Genomic DNA, 19,178 nt, shown 5'->3' on the forward strand with positions numbered 1-19,178 from the left:
GAGTACGTCGATATCGGCCTATCGCACCTTGAGTGCTGCAACGGCCGCTTCGCTGCGATGGATGTGGTCGTTCGCATCGGCCTGGCGCTGGACGAGCAGGATGAACAGCAGGTCGGTCAGGGCCAGCTGCGCGTCGCGGGCGGTGATCGACGACGAGCGCACATTGTCCTCGTCGCTGACCGAGTGAAGCACGACATCTGAAATCGCACTCAAGGGATTGTCCCTGAGCGAGGAGATGACGACGACCGCAGCGCCCCGCTCCTTGGCGAGTTCGGCGATGCGGACTGTTTCGATGCTGGTGCCCGAATGCGAGAATGCCAGCAGCACGTCGCGCGCACCGAGCGATGCGGCGCTGGCGAGCTGCACGTGGCTGTCGCTGTCGTGCAGCACGTTGCGGCCGAGCTTCATCAGCTTGATGGCGAAGTCGCGCGCGACGAGCGATGAGGCACTGACGCCAGCGAGGTGGATGCGCTCGGCCCGGTCAAGCAGGTCGAGAACCCGCCCCACGGTCTGTTCGCTATTGACCGACATCGTCTGCTGCATCGCCGCGAGCTTGCCGGCCACCAGCTTCTGCTGCACGGCGACATAACCGTCGGCGCGGTCGATGCTGCCATGGACCATGCCGGGAGGCGCCTGCCATTGCTGTGCCTTGGCCTCGCTGACCGCGAGCTTCAGCTGCTGGTAGCTGGGATAACCAAGCTTCTGCGCGAATTTGACGACGCTGGACTGGCTGCGGCCCGTCTGTTCGCCCAGCGCCACCGACGACAGGCGCAGCATTTCATCTGGATTGTCGACGATGAACTGGCCGATCTGCCGGTCTGCCGGCGCCATGGTGTCGAGCGTCGCAATGATTTTCGTGAGAACCGACATGAAGCTCCTCGGGGCTCTCTCATCCAGCTGACATCAAGGAATAGAATATTCCAGGCAAGGTTGACAGAGAAGAATATTGCGATCAACTCTCTTGTCAGTTCGGCCGGTTCGATCGGCTGTTGAACGGATTCTTTGATATGGACAAGTTGCGCATCGTCGGCGGGCAAAGGCTGCAGGGCGCGGTCGCCATTTCAGGCGCCAAGAATGCGGCCTTGCCGCAGATCGCAGCCTCGCTGCTGAGCCCGGAACCGCTCCACCTGACAAACCTGCCTGCGGTGAGCGACGTCGAGAACATGCTTGGCGTCATCACCCAGCATGGCGCCGAGATCAGCCGCCAGGGCCGCTCCGTCCATGTCGACGCGAGCAAGGCCTCGTCGCGGGAAACCAGCTACGACACGGTGCGCAAGATGCGCGCCACGGTGCTGGTGCTGGGGCCGCTGCTTGCCCGTTTCGGCAGGGCCGAGGTGTCGCTGCCCGGCGGCTGCGCTATCGGCGCGCGGCCCGTCGACATGCACATCAAGGCACTCGGACAATTGGGCGCCGACATCGGCATTCGCGGCGGCTCGATCGTCGCCGCCGCGCCCAAGGGGCTGACCGGCGCACGCATCGTGCTCGGCTCGCCTTCGGTGGGCGCGACGGAGACGGCGATGATGGCGGCAACAGCGGCACAGGGCGAGACCGAGATCGTCAACGCCGCCCGCGAGCCCGAGGTGATGGACCTCGCCGCCTGCCTCGGCGCCATGGGCGCAAACATCGAAGGGGCGGGCACGCACCGCATTCTCGTCCAGGGCGGCACGTCCTGGCGCTCGGCCAGCCATCACACCATTCCCGACCGCATCGAGGCGGGAACCTATGCGATTGCCGCAGCGATTACAGGCGGCCAGCTCGAGCTGACCAATGCGCGGCTCGAGCACATGGCGTCGGTGGTGCAGGTGCTGGAGGCGGCGGGCGTCAGCGTCTGGCCGGGCGACCGCGGGCTGATCGTCTCGCGCGACGGCCCGTTGGCGCCGGTCGACGTCACCACGGAGCCATATCCCGGCTTTCCGACCGATCTCCAGGCCCAGTTCATGGCGTTGATGTGCTGCGCGCCGGGCGCTTCGCTGTTGCGCGAGACGGTGTTCGAGAACCGCTTCATGCATGTGCCCGAGCTGGTTCGCCTCGGTGCCAACATCACCTTGCAGGGCACGACGGCGCTGGTGCGCGGCGGCACACCGCTGCGCGGGGCGCAGGTCATGGCCACCGACCTCAGGGCGTCGGTATCGCTGGTGCTCGCAGCCCTGGTCGCCGAGGGCGAGAGCATCGTCAATCGCGTCTACCACCTCGACCGGGGCTACGAGAGCCTCGACCGCAAGCTCCAGATGTGCGGAGCGACAATCGAGCGGCTACCCGGATGAGTTCGGTGGCGCTCCCCCGTTTCTATCTCGGCGTCGATGGCGGCGGCACCGGTTGCCGCGCCCGCATCGTCGACGAGGCCGGCGATGTGCGCGGCCAGGGGCTCTCGGGTCCGGCGACGACGCGGCTCGGCATCGACGTCGCCTGGGCGTCGATCGCCCGTGCCTATGGCGCGGCGGTCGAGGAGGCCGGTTTCGGCGCAGCCGAGCTGGCGCGCACCTTTGCTGGCATCGGCCTTGCCGGCATTGGTCGAAAGGGCGCGCTGGAGGCGCTGCAGGCGCTGGACCATCCCTTCGCCGCCATCGGCTTCACCAGCGACGGCATGGGCGCCTGCCTTGGCGCCCATTCGGGCAAGGACGGCGCCATCGTCATTGCCGGCACCGGTTCGATCGGGCTGGGTTTCGTCGAGGGACGCGACCTCAGGGTCGGCGGCTACGGTTTCCCGATCTCGGATGAGGGCAGTGGCGCAGATCTCGGCCTGAAGGCGGTGCAGCTGGCGCTGCGCGCCAATGACGGCCGGCATGATCGCTCGGCCCTGCTCACCGAGGTCATGCAGCGTTTCCACAATGATCCGATGGAAGCTGTGGCCTGGATGGACCGGGCAACCGCCACTGATTACGCCGCGTTGGCGCCCACCGTCATGCGCCATGCCGACCAGGGCGATGCCGCGGGGCGCCGCATCGTGCAGGCGGCGGCAGAGCAGATCGACACCATCGTGCGCACCCTGTTCGACAAGGGCGCGCCGCGCGTCACCCTGCTCGGCGGCCTCGCCAGCCCGCTGGAACCCTGGCTTGCGCCCGACGTTCGCCGTCGCCTCAAGCCGACGGATGGCGACGCCGTGTCGGGGGCGATCATCCTTGCCCGACAGCTCGACCGGATGCTCATTGCCAAGGAATAATCCATTCCAAAATTTATTGACAACAGGAATATGTCATTCTAGAAAGTTAATGAAAGCCTAGGAGAACCGGCTCCGCAGGCTCTTGCATCTTGAGAACCGGGCAGGTGGCGACAAGTGTCAGAACAAGCCTTGATTTCGGAACTGGGGCGTTTGGTTTCCGAGGAGCGGAACCCGCGCACCATGGATATCGACCTTTTGCCGACCATCGACGTCCTCAGGAAAATCAACGACGAAGACAAGCTTGTCGCCCATGCGGTCGAAAAGGTGATGCCCGAGATCGCCGCTGCCGTCGACCGCACCATCGCAGCTTTCCGGCAGGGCGGGCGCCTGATCTATATGGGCGCCGGCACCAGCGGCCGCATCGGCGTGCTCGACGCCTCGGAGTGTCCGCCGACTTTCAGCGTGCCGTCGACCATGGTTGTCGGCCTCATTGCCGGCGGCTACAGCGCGCTGCTGAAGGCCACCGAAGGGGCCGAGGACAGCCAGACCAAGGGTGCGGAGGCGCTGGCCGACATCGAGCTGACATCCAGGGACGTCGTCGTCGGGATCGCTGCAAGCGGCCGCACACCCTACGTCATTGGCGGCCTGAATTATGCGAAGAAGGTAGGTGCCACCGCTGTTGCGCTGTCGTGCAACCCGCAGTCAGCCATCGCCGAAATCGCCGAAATCGCCATTTCGCCTGTTGTCGGCCCCGAGGCGCTGACCGGTTCGACGCGGATGAAATCGGGCACGGCTGAAAAGCTTGTGCTCAACATGCTGACCACCGCCAGCATGATCGGCATCGGCAAGACCTATGAAAACCTGATGGTCGACCTGAAGGCTTCGAACAAGAAGCTCGTGGCGCGTGCCGCCCGCATCGTCATGCAGGCAGCCGAATGCACGCTGGAAGAGGCGCAGACAGCGCTCGCCCAGACCGACAACGACGTGAAGCTGGCAATCCTCATCGTCATGACGGGGATGGAACCTGCCGCTGCGCGATCAGCGCTGGACGGTTCCAAAGGCTTCTTGCGGCAAGCAATCCGGGATGCGAAGCAGGCATCCATATGATCAGGGCAACTGAGTGATCCGGGCGGCCATTCCGGCCGCCGGCGAAAGACTAACAGGGAGGATGAAATGACCAGCAAATTCAGATATTTCCTTGGCGCGACGACGGCCGTGATGATCGGTCTCTCGGCGGTCGCCGGCCATGCCGATGCAGCGAACCTGCGCATGGCCTGGGCGCAGGACGCCACCGGCCTCGACCCGCACAAGCAGACCGCGTTTTCGTCGCTGCGCCTGCTCGAGCTGATCTATGAGCCGCTCGTGCGCCTCGACGCCGATCTCAAGATCATCCCCGGCATCGCGACGTCCTGGGAATTCGCGGCCGATGGCAAGCAGCTGACCTTCAAGCTCGACCCCAAGGCCAAGTTCCAGAACGGTGCCGCCGTGACCTCGGCCGACGTCAAGGCATCGTTCGAACGCATCCTCGACGAGAAGACCGGTGCCGCCAACCGCGCCAACTATCTCTCCATCGAGAGCATCGAGGCGCCGGATGCCGGCACCGTCGTCTTCAAGCTGAAGCAGCCCGACGCGCCGATCCTGACCGCCATGACCGACACCAATTCGTCGATCGTCCCGGCAAGCGAGATCGCGGCCGGCACCATCGGCACTAAGGCTGTCGGCTCGGGTCCGTTCAAGCTCGAGAAGTGGGATCCCAATTCCAAGGCCGCACTTGTCGCCAACAAGGACTGGGCCGGCGGTGCTACCGGCGTCGACGGCATCGAGATCAGCGTATTGCCCGACGAAACCGCGATCCTCGCCGCCATGCGCACCGGCCAGATCGACTTCGCGCTGCTCAACGATCCGCTGATTGCGACGCTGGTGCCCAACGAGCCGAAGCTCCAGCTCAACCGTGCGCCGCTGCTCGCCTATCACGTGCTGCAGCTCAACCCGGCGCGCAAGCCGATGAACGAGCTGGCCGTGCGCCAGGCCATCTCCTGCGCCGTCGACCGCAAGGCGGTGCTCGACACGGCCTCCCTCGGCGAAGGCCAGGTGACCGGGCCGATTACCGCGCCGTTCTTCGCTTCCGATCCGAATTCGCTGTTCTGCTACAAGCAGGACGTCGAGAAGGCCAAGAAGCTGATGGCCGATGCCGGTTTTGCCGATGGCTTCAGCGCCACCGTGATCGCTGCCACCGGCGAGCCGCCGACCGCTGCCGCCGAAGCGCAGGTGCTGCAGTCGCAGCTGGCCGAGATCGGCGTCAAGCTCGACATCAAGATGATGGAGCTCAACGTCTATGTCGACACCTGGCTGAAGGGCGACTTCGACATGGCAGTGGCGCTGAATGGCGGCCGTCCCGACCCCTACACCATGTACAACCGCTACTGGACCAAGAACGGCAACCTGCAGAAGGTTTCGAACTTCGCCGACGACACGCTCGACAAGCTGCTGCAGGACGGCCGCGCCGAGACTGATCCGGAAAAGCGCAGGGTGATCTTCGCCGAGTTCGACAAGCAACTTGCTGAAAAGGCGCCGTGGATCTGGCTCTACACCGGCTATGGCTACACCGCCCAGCAGAAGAACGTGCAGGGTTTCGTGCCGATGCCGACCGGCTCGCTGGTCAGCCTGGGTAAGGTCACCATCCAGTAGCAACTGCGTTTTGGGCGGCGGGCATCTCCCTGTCGCCGCCCGAAGGCGGTCGCCGTTGAGCCGATGGCGACCGCCCTTGAATCCGCGACCGGCCTTGGCCGGTCCAGCCCGGGAACCGCAACGGCTCCCCAACTCCAGATGGTCCTTACGCCATGAGTTACGTGATACGTCGCCTGCGGGCCTTTCCCCTGGTGCTGATCGGCGTCTCGATCATCGTCTTCATCGCCATCCGGCTGGTGCCGGGCGATTCCATCACCGCCATGCTGGGAACCGAGGCCGGACTTCTGACGCCGCAGCAGCGGGATTCGCTGGCCATCTATTTCGGCATCGACCAACCCTGGCCGGTCCAGTATTGGCGCTGGTTCACCGGCCTGTTCAGCGGCGATCTCGGCATATCGGTGACCTACGGCAAGCCGGTGCTGTCGGTCATCCTCGAACGCTTTCCGCTGACGCTTGAACTGGCGCTTCTGGCCATGCTGATCGCGCTGTCGATCGGCGTGCCGGCCGGCGTCTTCGCTGCCACCCGCAACGAACGTCCCGCCGATCTCGGCGTCCGCATCGCCGCCATGATCGGCCAGTCGACGCCGAGCTTCGTGGTCGGTCTGGTCATCATCTACATCTTGTCGGCCGGCTTCGGCGTGCTGCCGACGATGGGCGCCTTCACACCGTTCTGGCAGGATCCGCTGCAGAATCTCGGCCAGATGATCCTGCCGGCAATCACGCTTGGCTGCGCCTTTGCGTCCTCGGTCACCCGCGTCACCCGCTCGGCGATGCTCGACGTGCTGAGCGACGACTATGTCCGCACCGCGCGCAGCAAGGGCGCTTCCGAGCGCAGCGTCATCTGGCGCCACGCTCTGCCCAATGCGCTGGTGCCCGTCGTCACGCTGAGCGGCATCGAATTCGGCTATCTGCTCGGCGGCGCTGTCATCGTCGAACAGATCTATGCGCTGCCCGGCCTCGGCCGCATGGTGCTCGAAGCCATCCTGCAGCGCGACTATGCGCTGGTGCAGGGGGCTGTGCTGTTCATCGCCCTCAACTTCATGATCGTCAATCTGCTCGTCGACCTCGCTTATGCCGCGCTCGACCCCCGTATTCGCCTGGAGAGCCGTTGATGCGTGTCGTGAAGGCCATCTTTTCGCATCCGAGCGGCCGCATCGGCGGCGCCATCGTGCTGGCCTACCTGCTCGTCGCCTTGGCCGGCGCCGCCGGCCTGACCCCGCATGACCCGCTGATGCAGTACCGCATCGACCGCCTGCATGCGCCGACGTCGTCCTACTGGATGGGCACCGACCTGTTCGGCCGCGACGTGATGAGCCGCCTGATGAAGGGCATCGGCCAGTCCTTCACCGTGGCGTTTTTCTCCGTCGCACTTGCGACGCTCGCCGGCACCGTGCTCGGCCTCATCGCCGCCTGGTTTGGTGGCCGCTGGGACACGGTGATGATGCGCTTCATGGACGTGCTGCTGGCCTTCCCGGCGATCCTTCTGGCGCTGCTGATCGTCACCATCATCGGCCCCGGCACCTGGACCAGTGTCGCTGCCATCAGCATCGTCTACACGCCGATCTTCACCCGCGTCGTGCGTGGCCCGGCGCTGTCGCTCAAGGCCCGCGATTTCGTCGATGCCGCCCGCACCTTCGGCTCGAGCCGCACCTATATCCTGACCCGGCACCTGCTGCTCAACCTGGTGGCGCCGCTCACCGTGCAGGTGACGCTGGCGCTCGCCTGGGCGCTGCTGACCGAAGCCGGCCTGAGCTTCCTCGGCCTCGGCACCCAGCCGCCGGCCTCGTCGCTCGGCCTGATGCTGAGCGATGCGCGCAACCTGATGGAGCAGGCGCCGTGGCTGCTGGCCTTTCCGGCTGTTGCCATCATGCTCTCGATCCTCGGCTTCAACCTTCTCGGCGATGCGCTGCGCGACATCCTCGACCCCAAGACGAGGAGGGCGTGACCATGGCATCAGAGATGAAGCCGATCCTTTCGGTCCGCGACCTGCATGTCAGCTTCGGCCCGGCGGCCAGCGCCAAGGAAGTCGTGCATGGCGTGAGCTTCGATCTCGGCGTCGGCGAGGTGCTGGCGATCGTCGGCGAGAGCGGCTCGGGCAAGTCGGTCACCGCACTGTCGAGCAACCGCCTGATCGACTATGCCGGCGGCCGCATCACCAGCGGCAAGATCGAACTGCTGCGCGCCGACGGCAGCGTGCTTGACGTCACCCGCGCCGGCAAGCAGGAACTGATCGGCATTCGCGGCGCCGAGATCGGCGTGATCTTCCAGGAGCCGATGACCTCGCTCAATCCGGTGCTGACCATCGGCGCCCAGATCGAGGAATCGTTCCGCCTGCATCGCGGCCTGACCGGCGCGCAGGCACGTGCCGCGGCGCGCGACGCACTCGAGCGGGTGCGTATTCCCGACGCCGAGCGTCGGCTCAAGGCGACGCCGAACGAGCTGTCGGGCGGCATGCTGCAGCGTGTGATGATCGCCATGGCGCTGGCCTGCAATCCGCGCCTTTTGATCGCCGACGAGCCGACGACCGCACTCGACGTCACCGTCCAGGCGCAGATCATGGCGCTGCTGGCCGAGCTTCGCCGCGAAACCGGCATGTCGATGATCTTCATCAGCCACGACATTGGCCTCGTCGCCGGCATCGCCGACCGCGTGATGGTGATGCAGGACGGCAGGGTCGTCGAGCAGGGCGAACTGAGCCAGATCCTCGACAAGCCGCAGCACCCGTACACCCAGCATCTGCTGCATGCGGTGCCGCATTTCTCCAGCGGCGTGGCTGTGAGAACCGACGGAGCACGCGCGGCAGCGCCGCTGCCCAGGGCGACGCTCGAGGTCGACGATCTCGTCGTGCGTTATCCGCTGAAGGGCGGCTGGTTCAGCAAGCCGGTGGGCGCGGTGCATGCCGTCGATGGCGTCGCCTTCGATCTGATGCCTGGCGAAACGCTGGCGATCGTCGGCGAAAGCGGTTCGGGCAAGTCGACCACGGCGCGCGCCGTACTCGGCCTGGTCTCGCCGACGCGCGGAGCGTTTTCAGTGGAAGCCCAGGCGGCGCGACCCGGCCAGAGCCGGCTGCCGGTGCAGATGGTGTTCCAGAATCCCTATGCCTCGCTCAATCCGCGTCTTAATGTCGAGCAGCTCCTGGCCGAGCCCGTGATCGCCACCGGCACGCCTGTCGACGTCAAGGTTCGCGACAGGATGGCAGCGCTGCTCAAGCGCGTCGGCCTGCCCGAGGACAGCCTTGCCCGTTATCCGCACCAGTTCTCCGGCGGCCAGCGCCAGCGCCTGTGCATTGCGCGTGCGCTGATGCTCAATCCGTCTGTCGTGGTGCTCGACGAAGCGGTCTCGGCGCTCGACGTCTCGGTCCAGGCGCGCGTGCTCGAGCTGTTGGTCGACCTGCAGCACGAATACGGTCTCGCTTATCTGTTCATTTCGCACGACATGGCAGTCGTCGAGCGTATCGCGCATCGTGTCGCGGTGATGTATGCCGGCCAGATCGTCGAGATCGGCGATGCGAAATCGGTGCTGTCCGACCCGCAGCACCCCTATACGAAGAAGCTCATCGAGGCCGTGCCGACAATCGACCGCCGCAAGCAGCATTTCGAGCTCGACACCCGCCAGGTGCCGTCGCTGGTGCGTCCGGTCGGCTACGAGCCGCCGGCCGCGACATGGATGCAATTCGGCGCCGACCACAAGGTCCGCGCCGAGGCCTGAGGAAAGCGAACATGGCCAGCCACGACATCGCCCAGCGTTTCGAGCGTGCATTCGTCCCGCTCGAACATGCCGTCGCCGCTGGTCGGATTCCCGGCGGTGTGATGGGGGTCGTCGACAAGGACGGCCGGCGGTTCTCCCGCGCCATCGGCCATGCGCAACGCCTGCCATCCGAGCGCCCGATGCAGCAGGAGACCTGGTTCGACCTGGCATCGCTGACTAAGGTCATTTTCACCACCCCGCGCATCCTGGCGCTGGCCGAGGCCGGCAGCGTCGACCTCGATGCGCCGCTGACGACTGTCTTGCCCGACCTGCGCCAGTATGACCCCGACGCCTGGGAGCGGCAGGTGACCTTCCGCCAGTGTCTCGGCCACCAGACGCCGTTCCCGGCGGTCGAGCCGATCTACAGCTATGGCCGCGATCCGGATCTGCTGCGGACCTTCATCCTGCAGCGCCAATGGCGAAAGCTCGATGCGCCTGTCTATTCCGACATCAACTTCATCCTGCTCGGCTTTGTCATGGAGCGCCTGTCGGGCACATGGATCCGTGACATGGATGCCGGCAAGGGCTTTGCCTTTTCGGCCGATCCGGAACAGTCGGCGGCGACCGAGGACTGTACCTGGCGCCACCGGGTGCTGTCGGGCGAGGTCCATGACGACAATTGCTCGGCGCTGCAGGGGGCGGGCCATGCCGGCCTGTTCGGCACGGCGGCCTCGGTTCTGGCTTTCGCGCACGGCCTGCTCGACGGCAGCGGTGCCTCCGCCGACGCGATCGCGCTGATGCGCAGGCCGCTTTCGGACAAGCGCACGCATGGCTGGGAGCGCGCCTATGCCGGCTGGTCCGGCGGCGACCGCTGCAGCACAGGCACCATCGGCCATACCGGATTTACCGGCACCGGCTTGTGGATCGATTTCGACGCCGGCCGCGCCTGGACGCTGCTCACCAATCGCATCCATCCGACGCGTCACTTCGACAGCGGCATAACAGATCTTCGCCGTCAGGTCGGCGACATCATCAACGGAGCTTGAACATGCAACCCATCTGGTCGGTCGGGCTGATGACCGGAACCGTCCTCGACGGCAACATCGACGTCGCGCTGCTCAAGACCGACGGCGAGCGCATCGAGGCCTTCGGTCCTTACGCACTCGTGCCTTACGAAGCTTCCGTCCGGCCGATGCTGGAGCAGGCGCAGGCCGAAGCCCGAGTCTGGAACTTCGAGGGGCCGGAGCCGGCGATCTTCGCCAGCGCCGAGCAAGCCCTGACCCGCGCCCAGTCGGCTGCCGTGCGCCAGGTCGTAGAGGGCGCGGGCATGGCGATGAGCGACATCGGCGTCATCGGCTTCCACGGCCAGACCGTGCTGCATCGCGGCCCGCAGAAGGGCGGACTGCCGGGCGAGACCCGCCAGCTCGGCGATGGCGCGCTGATGCAGTCGCTCCTCGGCACCAAGGTGGTCTATGATTTCCGCACCGCCGACATCCGTGCCGGCGGGCAGGGCGCGCCGCTGGCCGCCGCCTACCACGCCGCCTTGCTCGGCACGGCAGGCGCGAGCGGCGACAGCGCCATCCTCAATCTCGGCGGCGTCGGCAACGTCACCTGGTGGGACGGCAAGTCCGACCTCGTCGCCTTCGACACCGGCCCGGCCAACGCGCCGATCAACGACTTCGTCAAGGCGCGGGGGCTGGGCGAGATGGACCGGGGCGGGGCGCTCGCCGCGGCCGGCACCGTCGACGAGGCGAGGCTCGCGCGCCTGCTCGAACACCCCTATCTCACGGCTGCCTATCCCAAGTCGCTCGACCGCTTCGATTTCACCGCAGGGATGGCCGACGGGCTGAGCAACGAGAACGGTGCCGCCACCCTGACCGCTTTCAGCGCGTCCTGCGTCGGTAAGGCGCTCGACCTCCTGCCGCAGCGACCGAAGAAGCTGTTCGTCTCGGGCGGCGGCCGCCACAACCCGACCTTCATGGCGATGCTCCGCGAGCGCGCCGGCGTCGATGCCGTCTCTGCCGACACGATCGGCTGGCGCGGCGATGCGGTGGAAGCCGAGTGCTTTGCCTTCCTCGCCGTGCGTGTCCTGCGCGGCATGCCGATCAGCTTCCCGAGCACGACCGGTGTGCCTCAGCCGATGACCGGCGGCCGCATCGCCGGCTGACGTTCGCGCTCGCGACGAAACTGCAAAGCAGCGACAAAAGAGTGGCGGCAAGCACCGCGCCGCCGGTTCAGGCCGCCGGCTGGAGCGGCTTCGACAGGAAGGTCCGCGTGCGCCCCTTGGGGAAATCCGCAAGCTCGCCGAAGGGCTTGTAGCCCTGGCGCTGATAGACCTTCAGCGCCGTCGGGTTGAAGGTGTCGATATAGGCGCCGTGGCAGCCGCGCCTGATGGCCTCGTCCTCGGCCGCCTCGAGCATGCGTGACGCCATGTTCTGGCCGCGCAGGCTGTCGTCCACCCAAAGCCACTGTATGTAGAGCCAGCCCCAGGCGGTGTAGCCCGATATGCCGCCAAGGAGTTTTTCGGTCTCGTCGCGGACGGCAACGATCAGCGCTTGCTTTTCTGCCGGGCCGACATCCCCTGAATTGAAGGCGGCGAGGCGTTCGCCGATGATATCGAGCTCGTCGGAAGATGGCTTATCGAGAACGGTGATCGTGTGGTTCATTGCGGGGACCCGGTGGCGGATCCTTCTAGCAGGAAAATTCGGCGGCGGCGCACCGATTGGCCCCTGACAGGCACATAATCCTGTGCGCCAGTACCAGCGGGATGCCCGACCCCGTGGGGCCGGGCATCCCTCCCTTAGAGCAATTCCAGGAAAAGTGCGCAGCGGTTTTCCGTCCGGAATTGCGTAGAAACAAAGAGATAGAGAGGTTCCGCGATTCGAAGAAAAGCGGAACCTCTCTAGCTACTGCTTCTGGGCATAGGTCGGCTTGCCGTCGTCGCCTCGCTTCCATTCGTAGATGACGTAGTCGGGGCGGGTGATGTCGCCCTTGGCGTCGTAGCCGATGTCGCCGATCGCCGTCGTCCAGGGACCGTTCGCCTTCATCGTCTCGGCGACCTTCTGGGCATCGTCGGCTGAACCCGCCTTGGCGATGGCGGCGGCGATGATCTGGACGGCGGCGTAGGAATACAAGGTATAGGCTTCCGGCTCGAAACCCTTGGCCCGGAAGTTCTCGACCAGATTCTTGGCCGCCGGATTCTTGCGCGGATCGGGCGAGAAGGTGTTGAGCGTGCCGACCACCGCGTCGCCGGCGATCGAAGCGAGCTCGTTCGACACCATGCCGTCGCCCGAGAACAGAATGGCCTTCAGCCCCTGGTCGGCCGACTGGCGCATGATCAGGCCGGCCTCGGTGTGCAGGCCGCCGAAATAGATCAGGCTGACGCCGGCCTGCTTCAGCTTGCCGATGAGGGCCGAGAAATCCTTGTCGCCAATGTTGATGCCTTCATACAGCACCTCGTTGATGCCGTTGCCGTTGAGCACCGCCTTGGCGACGTCGACAAGGCCCTGGCCATAGGGGCTCTTGTCGTGGATCATCGCGATCTTGGCGTCCTTGAAATTGGCGGCGATGTAGTCGCCGGCGACCTTGCCCTGCTGGTCGTCACGGCCGCAGGTGCGGAAGGTGTTCCACAGCCCGCGCTCGGTATATTGCGGATTGGTCGAAGCCGGCGAAATCTCGAGCACGCCATTTTCGGCATAGACCTCGGACGCCGGGATCGACACGCCCGAATTGAAGTGGCCGACGACATATTTGACACCGTCGGCGACGAACTTGTTGGCCACCGAAATGCCCTGCTTCGGGTCGGAGACGTCGTCGCCGACCTGGATCCTGATCTGCTCGCCGAGCACACCGCCGGCGGCGTTGATGTCGGCGGCGGCCTGCTCGGCGCCCTTCTGGAACTGCGCCCCGAAGGCGGCGTTCGGGCCGGTGATCGGGCCGGCGACGCCGATCACGATGTCGGCCCAGGCCGGGCCGCCAAAGGCGACCAGCGCGGTCAAGGCAACTGCTGACAACAGCGATTTTTTCATTTGAAGACTCCCATTGGCATTGTGGGCGTTGGTTGATGCCTCGCCGCGATGCCCACGCTCGCTGGCAAGGCTGACCGTTTCGGACCTGCCGCCGGTGTTCCCTTGTTGAACGGCGGCCTTCTCCTTGCGGCCGTCTAGGACGTCAACTCCACGGCCATCGCCGTGGCCTCGCCGCCGCCGATGCAGACAGCGGCGATGCCGCGCCGCAGCCGGTATCTGCGCAGCGCCGACACCAGCGTGACGAGAATGCGCGTGCCCGACGCGCCGATCGGATGGCCAAGCGCGCAGGCGCCGCCATGGACGTTGACCTTGTCGCGCGGCAGGTCGAGCTCGCGCATCGCGACCATCGGCACGACGGCAAAGGCCTCGTTGATCTCGAAGAGATCGACGTCCTCGAGACGCCAGCCGATCTTCTCGCAGAGCTTGCGCATGGCGCCGACCGGTGCCGAGGTGAAGAGATTGGGCGCCTGGGCATGGGTGAGATGGCCGCGAATTGTTGCGAGAGGGGCGAGGCCGGCTCTGTCCGCCGCCGAGCGGCGCATCAGCGCGAGGGCCGCGGCACCATCTGAAATCGACGAGGAATTGGCTGCCGTCACCGTGCCGCCGTCGCGAAAGGCCGGTTTCAGCAAGGCGATCCTGTCGGGGCGGGCCTTTTGCGGCTGCTCGTCGTTGCCGACCAGCCGTTCGGCCTTGCCGTCCGTTGCCGTGACGGGAACGATCTCGTCGCGGAAGCTGCCGTCGGCGATGGCCTGCCGTACCCTGTCGAGCGACTCGAGCGCGAACGTGTCCTGCGCATCGCGCGTGAAGCCGTAGGCCTTGGCGCAGTCCTCGGCGAATGTGCCCATCAGGCGCCCCTTGTCATAGGCGTCCTCGAGGCCATCGAGATACACATGGTCGACGAGGCGATGATGCCCAATGCGGTAGCCTGAGCGCGCGCGGTCGAGCAGGTAGGGTGCGTTCGACATGCTCTCCATGCCGCCGGCCACGATCGTCGTCGCCGATCCCGCGGCGATGAGGTCGTGCGCAAGCATCGCCGACATCATGCCGGAGCCGCACATCTTGTTGACGGTGGTGGCGCCTGTGGCGAGCGGCAGCCCGGCTGCAAGCGTTGCCTGGCGCGCCGGCGCCTGGCCCTGGCCGGCCGCCAGGACACAGCCCATCAGCACCTGGTCGACAAGGCCGGTGTCCAGCTCGGACCGCTCCAGGACGGCGCGGATGGCCGCTGCTCCAAGCTGCGGGGCGGTAAGGTCCTTCAGGCTTCCGAGGAAGCCGCCAAGCGGTGTCCTGGCTGCCCCTGCTATGACCACCGGATCATGACTGTTCACCCAGCTCTCCTCCTGCATGTGGTCAGCGCGGCGCCATGCGCAGCGCGCCGTCGAGGCGGATGACCTCGCCATTCAGCATCGTGTTCTGGCAGATGTGCCTGACCAGCCCGGCATATTCGTCAGGGCGGCCGAGGCGTGGCGGAAACGGCACGCTGGCGCCGAGCGCGTCTCGCACCTCCTGTGGCATCGCGGCCATCATCGGCGTCTCGAAGATGCCCGGCGCGATGGTGACGACGCGCACGCCATGGCGGGCCAGTTCGCGTGCGACGGGCAAGGTCAGCGCGACGACGCCGCCCTTCGACGCGGCATAGGCGGCCTGGCCGACCTGGCCGTCGAAGGCGGCGATGGAGGCGGTGTTGATGATGCCGCGCTGGCCATCGGTGTCGGCTTCACCCTTGACCATGACGCTTGCGGCAAGCCGCAACATGTTGAAGGTGCCGACGAGATTGACGGCGACGGTCCGGGCGAAGCTGTCAAGGCCATGCGGAGCGTCGCGGCCGATGACCCGTTCGCCCGGTGCGATGCCGGCGCAGTTGACCAGCCCGTGGATGTCGCCAAAAACCGCCTCGGCGTATGTCACCGCAGCGAGACCATCGGCTTCGCTGGTGACATCGGCGCGATGAAAACGCGCCTTGCTGCCCAGTTCCGCGGCCGTCTTCTCTCCGGCGGCCGCGTTCATGTCGATGGCGAGCACGCTGGCACCTTCGTCGGCAAGCATCCGGGCAACCGCCGCGCCCAGCCCCGAGCCTGCTCCGGTCACCAGAAAGACCTTGTCCTTGATCTGCATTGTTCAGGCCCGGATGCGTTGTTCTCCCGGGCATGTTGCTACGAAGCAAGGGGACCGACGATGACCGCCGCGCTCAGATTTGGTGATCGATTTTGCAATGTTTGCCGGTCTCAGCACCCTGCGCGTAGGGCGCGAGCGGGCTCAAGGTTGGACCGTCCTCTGCATCGGCCATGACGATGGCCTCCCGGCGAAACGAAGCGGGGCTCTTGCCTGTCCATTTGTGGAAGGCGCGATGGAAGGCACTCGGTTCGGAAAAGCCGATGTCGGCGGCCACGTCGGCGACCGTTCGGCCGCCGCTCAACAGCGCTTCCATGGCCAAAGCGCGCCGCATCTCGTCCTTGATCGAACGATAGGTCTGGCCTTCCTGCTGCAGCCGGCGGCGCAAGGTCGGCTCCTGTATGCGCATGCCGGTGGCGAGGTTGCCGAGGCTTGGCCAGGCCGAAGGAACCAGGCCATGCAGGCGCCCGCGTATGGCAGCGGAAAGCCCATCGTCATGGCGATAGCGCACCAATATGTTGGCCGGCGCCTGGCGCAGGAATTCGCGCAAGGCGCTGCTGTCGCGGATGACGGGCAGCTTGAGGAAATCGGCGTCGAAGACCAGCCGCGTCTCGGGCTGGTCGAAGCGCACCGGGGCGCCGAAGAACAGGCGATAATCGGTTCCGGTCGGCGGCGCGCTGCATTTGAAATCGACCCAGCGGATCGGCAGGCGCCGGCCGACGAGCCAGCAGTTCAGGCCATGCACGATGATCCAGAAGGTGCGGTAGGCAAAGGCCGAGCGCAGCGGGCCGGCATCGCGCAGGGTGACCTCCGCCAGTCCGTCCCGGACGATCAGTTCGCCATGCGGATCGTCGAGCACGACACGCAGGAAGCGCAGGCTGCGCCGCAGCGCATGCTCGAGCGTCGTTGTCGTCAGCACCGCATGGCACAAAAGGGCAAAGCTGCCCGAGCGCATCGGCCGCGCGCCTTCGCCGAAGAACTCGTCGTCCATGGCCTCGGCCACCGCCCGCCAGAGCGCGCCATATTGCCGGGCGGAGATCGGTTCCGAGATGATGGACGGCAGCCCCAGCCTGGCCAGCAGAGGTGCTATCGGAACGTCGTGGCGGCGCAGACATTCGAGCGTATCGTCGACGAAACAGGGGGCGACCATCCGACGTTCCACCACATCTGCTCCCGCGCTAACGCTCACCCCGGTCAAAAGTGGCAGGCCCCACGCCGCGCTGGCGCAAGGTGTTTCTGGCAACCTTCTCCGTCGGCGTTCTCGGCAATGGCGTGTTGGTGATCTCGATGTAGCGCGGGACCATGTGGCGGGGCGCGAGATTCCTGAAATGGTCGAGCAGTTCGCTTGGCTCCACGGTCGAGCCGGCCCGCCGCAGGGCCACCACCATGATGTCCTCTTCGGTGAATTCGGAGGGAATCCCGAAAGCGGCGCTTTCGATGATGTCGGGGTGCTTCTCGGCGACCGTCTCCACCTCATAGGCGGAAATGTTCTCGCCGCGGCGGCGGATGGCCTCGTTGAGGCGATGCTTGAAATAGAGCCAGCCGTCCTTGTCCATGAAGCCGGCGTCGCCCGAATGGTACCAGAGGTTCCGCAGAGTCTGCACGGTCTTGGCCTCGGCGCGGTAATAGCCTGAGAACATGCTCCAGCTCTTGGTTGGGCGCGTGACGATCTCGCCTATGCTGCCGGGCGGCAGCGGCCTGTCGGCCTCGTCGACGATCGCCACTTGCCAATCCGGATGCGGCCGGCCGCAGGAGCCCGGTCGGGTGTCGTCCACCGCATCCAACGTCACGAAGCTGGTTTCGGTCTGGCCGTAGCCGGTGACAAGCCGCATGTCGAAGCGGCGTTCGAAGGCCTCCCTGTCGGAGACCATCGGAATGCACTGGCACACCCGGACGGGATTGTCGCGGTCGGCGTCCGATGGAGGAGCACGCATCAGGATGACGGCCATCGCGCCGAGCAGATTGGTCGCGGTTGCGCCGCTGGCGCGGAGCTGATCCCAGAACCTGGAGGCGCTGAAGCTTTCGACCAGCGTGGTTTTGGTGCCGTAGATCAGCGGCAGCAGCACGCCGAACATCTGGGCATCGGTGTGAAACAGCGGCAGGGCGGAGAAATAGCTGTCGCTGCTGGTGTAGCCGAGGTTGGACGCCATCGCCGCCGCCCAGGAATAGCAATGATGGTGCGACATCAATGCGCCCTTGGCCGGACCCGTCGTGCCGGAGGTGTAGAGGATCGCCATCGGGTCGGAGTAGTGGACATCGACAAGGTCGAAGCCCAATTGCGGCGCCATGCATTCCTCGAAGCTGACGATGCGGTCGATCCTGATGCCCGCCGCCCGGGCTTCGGCCGGGTCTGTTCCGACAAGGATCAGGGTCCGCAGGCTGGGCAGGTTGTCCTGCACCTTGGCGAGCTCGGCCAGCGCGCTGACATCGGTTACCAGCACCTCCGCGCCGCAATTGTTCAGGTTGTGGCAAAGCAGGTCGCCCTTCAGGCCGGGATTGGTCGGCACCTCGATCGCCCCCAGGCTCGATGTCGCAAACCACAACGCGACGAGCTCGAAGCAGTTGGGCAAAAGCATCGCCACGCGGTCCGACCTCTTGACGCCCAATTGGCGCAGGCCGCGCGCCAGCTGGCTCGAAACCAGCAGCATCTCCTCGAAGCTCGCGCTGTGCCCGCAGATTTCGATGAATGGTTTGCTGCCGAACCGCTCGGCCTGCCGCAGCAGGATTCGCGGCAGCACCCGGCTCTCCAGGTCGTCGTCGTTTTTGCCGGGGATGTAGGCGGGAGATGAGACGCTAAGGGTCATGGCGCGTTCAGAACCTTTTTGCCCGGGCCTGCGCTTCGGCAGACAGGAAGCCGCTGACTGTGGCCCTGGTTTCAAGCGCCATGGCGGCGGCGAGCGAGGAGTGGAGGCCTTCGTTGATGGCGTGCTTGATGTCGGCCACCGCATCCTCGGGCCGGGCGGCAATCGCCAGTGCCAGCTTCCTCGCCTCGTCGAGCAGGTCTGCCTCGGCGAAGAGTTTCCAGGCGATGCCGACCTCGACCGCCTTGGCAGCATTGTGGCGTTCGCCGAGGATCATCAGCTCCTTGGCGATTTGCGGCCCGACCTGCTTGGTCAGAAGTGCGGTCACGCCGCCAGTTACGAACAACCCGTAGCCGACTTCGGGGAAGAACCAGCGCGTATTGTCCGCAAACAGCCGGAAGTCGCAATTGACCACCCATTCGAGCGCGCCGCCAACGCACCAGCCATGCACCGCGGCAATGACGATCTTGCGCGACTGCATGATCTGCAGCGTGATCTCCTGGATGGATTCGACCCAGGCCTGCGTTGCCGCTTCCGAGGTGGTCTGCGCGTCGAGATCCTTGAGGTCGTCGCCCGAGCAGAAGGCGCGGCCTTCGCCATGCAGGATGATGACGCGGGTGGCCGCCCTGGTCTCGGCCAGAGCCAGCGCCGCCGAGAGCTGATTGACGAGATCGCCATTCATGGCGTTGAGCCGTTCCGGCCGGTTCAACCTGATCCAGCTGATGGCGCCGTCGTCGGTCGAAATGACTGCTGGTGTCATGATGG

The 19,178-nt window shown here is 65.8% G+C and carries 17 protein-coding genes; 9 read left to right on the plus strand and 8 right to left on the minus strand.

Annotated elements, in window-relative coordinates:
- Positions 1-18: 18 nt before the first annotated feature.
- Positions 19-870, minus strand: coding sequence for a MurR/RpiR family transcriptional regulator (locus tag ACSQ3E_RS07000; RefSeq protein ID WP_436122131.1), 852 nt, complete (start codon positions 868-870; stop codon positions 19-21).
- Positions 871-1,007: 137 nt separating this feature from the next.
- Between ACSQ3E_RS07000 and murA the strand changes: the two genes are divergently transcribed.
- From murA to ACSQ3E_RS07045, 9 genes are all read left to right on the plus strand, one after another.
- Entirely contained in the window at positions 1,008-2,264 is a 1,257-nt protein-coding gene (murA, locus tag ACSQ3E_RS07005) for a UDP-N-acetylglucosamine 1-carboxyvinyltransferase (RefSeq protein WP_436122132.1), read from the plus strand.
- Between the two features lie 5 nt (positions 2,265-2,269).
- Positions 2,270-3,160, plus strand: coding sequence for a BadF/BadG/BcrA/BcrD ATPase family protein (locus ACSQ3E_RS07010; protein WP_436122133.1), 891 nt, complete (start codon positions 2,270-2,272; stop codon positions 3,158-3,160).
- 114 nt (positions 3,161-3,274) lie between these two features.
- On the plus strand, positions 3,275-4,207 hold the full coding sequence (gene murQ, locus ACSQ3E_RS07015; RefSeq protein ID WP_436122134.1) for an N-acetylmuramic acid 6-phosphate etherase: 933 nt from the start codon (positions 3,275-3,277) through the stop codon (positions 4,205-4,207).
- A gap of 66 nt (positions 4,208-4,273) precedes the next feature.
- The gene (locus ACSQ3E_RS07020) at positions 4,274-5,788 is read left to right on the plus strand and encodes an ABC transporter substrate-binding protein (RefSeq protein WP_436122135.1); all 1,515 of its coding nucleotides are present in this window, start codon (positions 4,274-4,276) and stop codon (positions 5,786-5,788) included.
- 152 nt (positions 5,789-5,940) lie between these two features.
- On the plus strand, positions 5,941-6,900 hold the full coding sequence (locus tag ACSQ3E_RS07025) for an ABC transporter permease (RefSeq protein WP_436122136.1): 960 nt from the start codon (positions 5,941-5,943) through the stop codon (positions 6,898-6,900).
- Positions 6,900-7,733: an ABC transporter permease gene (locus tag ACSQ3E_RS07030; RefSeq protein ID WP_436122137.1), complete on the plus strand. Its 834-nt coding sequence runs from the start codon at positions 6,900-6,902 to the stop codon at positions 7,731-7,733. Before ACSQ3E_RS07025 ends, ACSQ3E_RS07030 begins: the two co-directional genes overlap by 1 nt.
- A 14-nt stretch (positions 7,734-7,747) precedes the next feature.
- Positions 7,748-9,496 (plus strand): ABC transporter ATP-binding protein, encoded by a 1,749-nt coding sequence (locus ACSQ3E_RS07035; protein WP_436122485.1) that lies wholly within the window; start codon positions 7,748-7,750, stop codon positions 9,494-9,496.
- An 11-nt stretch (positions 9,497-9,507) separates the two neighbouring features.
- Complete coding sequence (locus tag ACSQ3E_RS07040) at positions 9,508-10,521, plus strand: serine hydrolase domain-containing protein (RefSeq protein ID WP_436122138.1); 1,014 nt, start codon at positions 9,508-9,510, stop codon at positions 10,519-10,521.
- A 2-nt stretch (positions 10,522-10,523) separates the two neighbouring features.
- Positions 10,524-11,642: an anhydro-N-acetylmuramic acid kinase gene (locus tag ACSQ3E_RS07045; RefSeq protein WP_436122139.1), complete on the plus strand. Its 1,119-nt coding sequence runs from the start codon at positions 10,524-10,526 to the stop codon at positions 11,640-11,642.
- A gap of 67 nt (positions 11,643-11,709) precedes the next feature.
- Here the strand turns inward: ACSQ3E_RS07045 and ACSQ3E_RS07050 are convergent, their stop codons facing one another.
- The 7 genes from ACSQ3E_RS07050 to ACSQ3E_RS07080 all read right to left on the minus strand — a co-directional run bounded on the left by ACSQ3E_RS07050 (position 11,710) and on the right by ACSQ3E_RS07080 (position 19,173).
- Positions 11,710-12,141 (minus strand): GNAT family N-acetyltransferase, encoded by a 432-nt coding sequence (locus ACSQ3E_RS07050; protein ID WP_436122140.1) that lies wholly within the window; start codon positions 12,139-12,141, stop codon positions 11,710-11,712.
- Positions 12,142-12,381: 240 nt separating this feature from the next.
- The gene (locus tag ACSQ3E_RS07055) at positions 12,382-13,503 is read right to left on the minus strand and encodes a branched-chain amino acid ABC transporter substrate-binding protein (RefSeq protein ID WP_436122141.1); all 1,122 of its coding nucleotides are present in this window, start codon (positions 13,501-13,503) and stop codon (positions 12,382-12,384) included.
- 134 nt (positions 13,504-13,637) lie between these two features.
- On the minus strand, positions 13,638-14,846 hold the full coding sequence (locus ACSQ3E_RS07060; protein ID WP_436122486.1) for an acetyl-CoA C-acyltransferase: 1,209 nt from the start codon (positions 14,844-14,846) through the stop codon (positions 13,638-13,640).
- Between the two features lie 4 nt (positions 14,847-14,850).
- Positions 14,851-15,615: a 3-hydroxyacyl-CoA dehydrogenase gene (locus ACSQ3E_RS07065; protein ID WP_436122142.1), complete on the minus strand. Its 765-nt coding sequence runs from the start codon at positions 15,613-15,615 to the stop codon at positions 14,851-14,853.
- 73 nt (positions 15,616-15,688) lie between these two features.
- Entirely contained in the window at positions 15,689-16,774 is a 1,086-nt protein-coding gene (locus tag ACSQ3E_RS07070) for an AraC family transcriptional regulator (RefSeq protein WP_436122143.1), read from the minus strand.
- A 16-nt stretch (positions 16,775-16,790) separates the two neighbouring features.
- The gene (locus ACSQ3E_RS07075; RefSeq protein ID WP_436122144.1) at positions 16,791-18,416 is read right to left on the minus strand and encodes an AMP-binding protein; all 1,626 of its coding nucleotides are present in this window, start codon (positions 18,414-18,416) and stop codon (positions 16,791-16,793) included.
- Between the two features lie 7 nt (positions 18,417-18,423).
- Positions 18,424-19,173, minus strand: coding sequence for an enoyl-CoA hydratase/isomerase family protein (locus tag ACSQ3E_RS07080; protein WP_436122145.1), 750 nt, complete (start codon positions 19,171-19,173; stop codon positions 18,424-18,426).
- Between the last annotated feature and the right edge of the window lie 5 nt (positions 19,174-19,178).

This window comes from Aminobacter sp. LjRoot7, assembly GCF_964252895.1.
Taxonomy (GTDB): domain Bacteria; phylum Pseudomonadota; class Alphaproteobacteria; order Rhizobiales; family Rhizobiaceae; genus Aminobacter; species Aminobacter aminovorans_B.